Genomic DNA, 4,200 nt, shown 5'->3' on the forward strand with positions numbered 1-4,200 from the left:
TTTTTTGTCTTCTGGTACGACTCTATAAGTTTCGTTTGCACACACGCAGAGCGTGTGGTTTAAAAAGACTAATTAAAGCGTGAATTCATATGTGAATTCACGCTAAAAGTATATAGTGATTAACTGTTATGCACCCAGAATCACCCGTTAATTAAACGAGATATTCTACAAACCAATCTTTAATATGGTCAAGGCGTGCCACCCTTAATTTTGGATTTCCGCTTCTAGATAATTCATGGTTAGCACCTGGGAAACGAACAAATTTTGTTGGTTTCTTTTGGTGTTTCAGAGCAACATAGAACTGCTCTGCCTGTTCGATTGGACAACGGAAATCACGCTCACCATGGATGATCAATAAAGGAGTTTCTACATTCCCAACATATTTAAGTGGTGAATGATTCCATAACTTTTCAGGATCTTCAAGGAAATTTCCTTTTAACTCCCATTCCGTAAAGAAGTAGCCAATATCACTTACCCCATAAAAGCTAAGCCAGTTTGAAATTGAACGTTGTGTAACGGCGGCTTTAAATCGATTTGTATGACCGACGATCCAATTCGTCATGAAACCACCATAGCTTCCACCTGTTACACCAAGTTTTGTTTCATCAACAAAATCAAAATGATCCACTGCATAGTCAGTTGCTGCCATCACGTCTAAATAATCCTTGCCGCCATAATCACCTCGAACAGCATCAACAAATTGCTGACCATAGCCATGACTACCGCGTGGATTAGTAAAGATAACAACAAATCCCTTACTAGTTAACACTTGAAATTCATGGAAATACGTATTGGCATACATCGCATGAGGACCACCATGTACTTCAATAATTGTTGGATACTTTTTACCTTCTTCATAACCAACTGGCTTCATCACCCAGCCATTAATTTCCCAACCATCTGGGGCATTAAATGTAAAGCTTTGCGCATCAGACAATTCAATATCCTGTAAAAACTTTTCATTTACATTTGTGAGTCGATTTATTTCTCCAGTACTCAAATCTAAATAATATAAATCCCCTGGTTCTGTTGGTTTACTGATACCAACAACTGCCTTATGATTATTTACTGTTAGTGCAAATACATGCTGGTTCTCGAATAATGATGGATAAACTTCACCCTCAATAGATCCATAATAAACCCCTGTACTACCATGGTTAGTTAATAGAAAGTAAAAACTTCTACTATCTTCGTTCCAGATGACACCAGGATTGGATCCCCCTAATTGGAAGTCAGCAGCAACACAATCTCCTACATAAGCATCTAATTCACTTGTTAAACAAGTTAGCTCAGCACTTTCAATTGTATATAACCAAATTTTTGGTAAAGTGGCTCCTGCAAATTCTTGTTCATGTCCAACTAATGCAATATATTGGCCATCAGGAGACCAAGAAGGAGTACCAAAGTTCCCTGAGCCGTTCGTAATCTTTTCATAGCTCTTATCTTTGAGCGACATCACATAGACATCAGAAATCAAGTTATAATCTGAATCCTCATTGATATCTCCTACAAATGTAATTTTTGATCCATCAGGAGACCAACATCCTGCCGTATAATCATGTTCCCCTGATGTTAATTGCTCCACTGCACCAGTAGCTACATCTACCAATGCAAGATGTTGATTTTTGTTATCTAGAAATCCTGCTGCGTCAGATTTATAACGGATTCTTTCAACGATCATCGGTTCAAGATGTTTCTCATCTTCTTCCTTCTTCTTCTTTTCTTTATCCGTAACGCTCTCGTCATGTGCTAATGAAGTAGTAAATAAGATCTTTGAACCATCCGGTGACCAGATCGGATTTCGTGCTCCATTTGCACAATATGTAATTTGTTTTGGTTCACCACCATCTGTATGCAAGCAATAGATTTGCTGTTTTCCAGAACGATTCGATACAAATGCAATAGATTCTCCAGTCGGGGACCAACGTGGCGACCCATCTCTCACATCACCAAAAGTCCATTGAGTAACTTTACCCTCAACAGCGCCAACATATAAATGTGAGTTATACTCGTGCTTATCCTTATTAATTTCAGTCTCCACAAACACAAATTTGCTTCCATCCGGAGAAAGCTGTGGATTATTGACTGTTTTTAATTCATATAAATCCTCTGCTACGATGCCTCTACGTTTTATCTCTGTCATTCTTCTCCCGTCCTTTGTTTACGAATTGTCATTGTAGTACCTCATACATGATGCACCACTAATAAAAGTATTTCGACACTAGAAATACTTTTTCCTTCTCTCTTCTTGATTCTTCTAAAAATATGTCTTATCATATATACAAACATACGTTCTAAAAAAAGAGGGATAATCATGACAAGAATACCTGAGGATGACCGAGCTATTTTTGAAAAAGCTATCTTTTTACCTATGGTTCTTACCATCCTTAATCGTGATCTGACAGCAATAGAAACCGCTGGCTTTAAGTTAAAGAAGCCATATCTCCATTTACTTGAACATACAATGAAGATGGTTCAAAAAGACCTCTATACAATTAAACAACAAATGAAAAAGAAAAATATGAAGGTATGGGAAAAACAAAGAGATGAGGCATTCACATTATTTTCATTCATGTATCGAGGCTATGAAGAGGAACATAACTACTTTAACCCACGGATTCGAAATGAAGTTCAACAGTTGCTTGAATCTTATTTCATCGAAAAGACAATGACTAACAATGAACAAACGTAAGGCTGGGAAAACCAATTCATTATTGGCAATCAGATTAGTTTGGAATACTTGGATCGTTTTGAGGATTTAATACAAAATTTATGCGTTTATTTGGCTTGTCCATTCTATTGGTAACAATCGTTCGCAGTTGTGCAGTTCTATGGAGTTGGTTTTGAAAGGAGCCTTTCGAGATTTGCAATTTAATGGCTTGCTTATTTGTAAAAATAACAGTTGTGTTCTCGTTCACACTGTATCTACAATCTGAAACATAGTTATGAGATAGCCATGCGCAGTCTTGCTTTGTTGGCGATGCGGTAGGAAATAAAAAAATCTTATTAGACGCTTCAACAATAATCGGTGCTTTATGGGTTACCCCCATAATTTCACGTGTCCCTTCTTGCCTGCCCTTAAGCGAGCTTCCAAAATAACGGCAGCTTCGGTCAACAATCTCAGTCGGCTTCATAGCAACAACATATTCACCTTCAACTTCAAGTACCCTTGAACAAGTATTTTTACCTATTTCAATAGGTAATACCGCCATAGTGTCTGGATTAATTTCATATTCCATCAAATAATTCGTTTGCTTAACCTCCATCTATTCATCCCCCTTTAAATTATTCTAATATTTTTACTAATGGAAGCATTTTCATATTAGCATTACTAGGTATTTATAACTATACAGTTCACAAAAAATTCACAAAAAAAGAGTGGAATTCTTTCTAAAATGTTTTTTTGGATGCAAAAACATTTTTAAAAGAAGACCACCGAGTTTATTTTCTGCTATGAATTTTCATTTATTTGTCCTAGCTCTTTTTCGGCCAGATAGGAGTTTGCTTGTTCTAATGTCGTATGCTCATCCACCGAATTACCCGCATAAGCAGATTCTGAAAGAAAAGGATTATTTGTGTCTAGGACATTTGACATGCCGAAAACTGGATTTAATGGTGTATTCTTTGGGATATCGTGATTTGAACCCTCATCTAAATTATTTTTCATATTTTTCCACCTCCATTCTTATCATGCATGAAAATACAAATTATCATACAAGAATTTAACTTTAGTCAGTTAAAGTTTGCCTAGACACTATTAGTATTCCAAATAAATTTTTAAAAAGTCTAAAAATTCGGTTGATTTTACGTGTCCACCTAAATATACTATTAAAAAGGGTTAGGAGTGAGCTTTCATGAAAAAAAGAAAAACATACTCTGAGATCATGAAGTCACGGGATACGAAAAATTTCAAAGCACCTAGGGAATCGGTATTAGACATATATATTCAAATGATTATCGATGAGAGCCTATTTAAACGAAGAAAAGAGCTTTTGGAAACGAGGGTTAATGAAGCAATTGACTCAAAAAATGAAGGATTGTTTATGGAAGCTTCAGCGGAGTACCGCAAATTATTTAGCAAAACGTCATAATATAAAATTGTAAAGTCCAAGAATAACCGAATAAAGAGGCTGGGACATTAACTAGCTTCGAATAATGAAAAAGGTGAGTTTGAGCACGCTCAAACTCACCTTTTTCTAT

Annotated in this window: 5 protein-coding genes; 2 read left to right on the forward strand and 3 right to left on the reverse strand. The window is 36.2% G+C overall.

Going from position 1 to position 4,200, the window contains the following annotated elements; genetic code table 11:
- Window positions 1-151: 151 nt before the first annotated feature.
- Complete coding sequence (locus ACR65M_RS26585) at window positions 152-2,143, reverse strand: S9 family peptidase (protein WP_440274901.1); 1,992 nt, start codon at window positions 2,141-2,143, stop codon at window positions 152-154.
- 171 nt (window positions 2,144-2,314) lie between these two features.
- Between ACR65M_RS26585 and ACR65M_RS26590 the strand changes: the two genes are divergently transcribed.
- Window positions 2,315-2,692, forward strand: a complete 378-nt coding sequence (locus ACR65M_RS26590; protein ID WP_341332425.1) for a YhjD family protein — start codon at window positions 2,315-2,317, stop codon at window positions 2,690-2,692.
- Between the two features lie 34 nt (window positions 2,693-2,726).
- On the opposite strand, the gene ACR65M_RS26595 is transcribed toward ACR65M_RS26590, so the two are convergent.
- Both ACR65M_RS26595 and ACR65M_RS26600 read right to left on the reverse strand, forming a co-directional pair.
- The gene (locus ACR65M_RS26595; protein ID WP_341332426.1) at window positions 2,727-3,266 is read right to left on the reverse strand and encodes a competence protein ComK; all 540 of its coding nucleotides are present in this window, start codon (window positions 3,264-3,266) and stop codon (window positions 2,727-2,729) included.
- Between the two features lie 185 nt (window positions 3,267-3,451).
- Complete coding sequence (locus tag ACR65M_RS26600) at window positions 3,452-3,667, reverse strand: hypothetical protein (protein WP_121447029.1); 216 nt, start codon at window positions 3,665-3,667, stop codon at window positions 3,452-3,454.
- A 187-nt stretch (window positions 3,668-3,854) separates the two neighbouring features.
- On the opposite strand from ACR65M_RS26600, the gene ACR65M_RS26605 reads away from it, so the two are divergent.
- Window positions 3,855-4,091, forward strand: coding sequence for an IDEAL domain-containing protein (locus tag ACR65M_RS26605; RefSeq protein ID WP_121447030.1), 237 nt, complete (start codon window positions 3,855-3,857; stop codon window positions 4,089-4,091).
- Window positions 4,092-4,200: the final 109 nt, after the last annotated feature.

The organism is Ferdinandcohnia sp. SAFN-114, assembly GCF_059415045.1.

Bases quoted from the DNA above. Each gene is read 5' to 3' on its own strand.
- ACR65M_RS26605 (WP_121447030.1), top strand. From the start codon at position 3,855: ATGAAAAAAAGAAAAACATACTCTGAGATCATGAAGTCACGGGATACG.
- ACR65M_RS26595 (WP_341332426.1), bottom strand. From the start codon at position 3,266: ATGGAGGTTAAGCAAACGAATTATTTGATGGAATATGAAATTAATCCA.
- ACR65M_RS26590 (WP_341332425.1), top strand. From the start codon at position 2,315: ATGACAAGAATACCTGAGGATGACCGAGCTATTTTTGAAAAAGCTATC.
- ACR65M_RS26600 (WP_121447029.1), bottom strand. From the start codon at position 3,667: ATGAAAAATAATTTAGATGAGGGTTCAAATCACGATATCCCAAAGAAT.
- ACR65M_RS26585 (WP_440274901.1), bottom strand. From the start codon at position 2,143: ATGACAGAGATAAAACGTAGAGGCATCGTAGCAGAGGATTTATATGAA.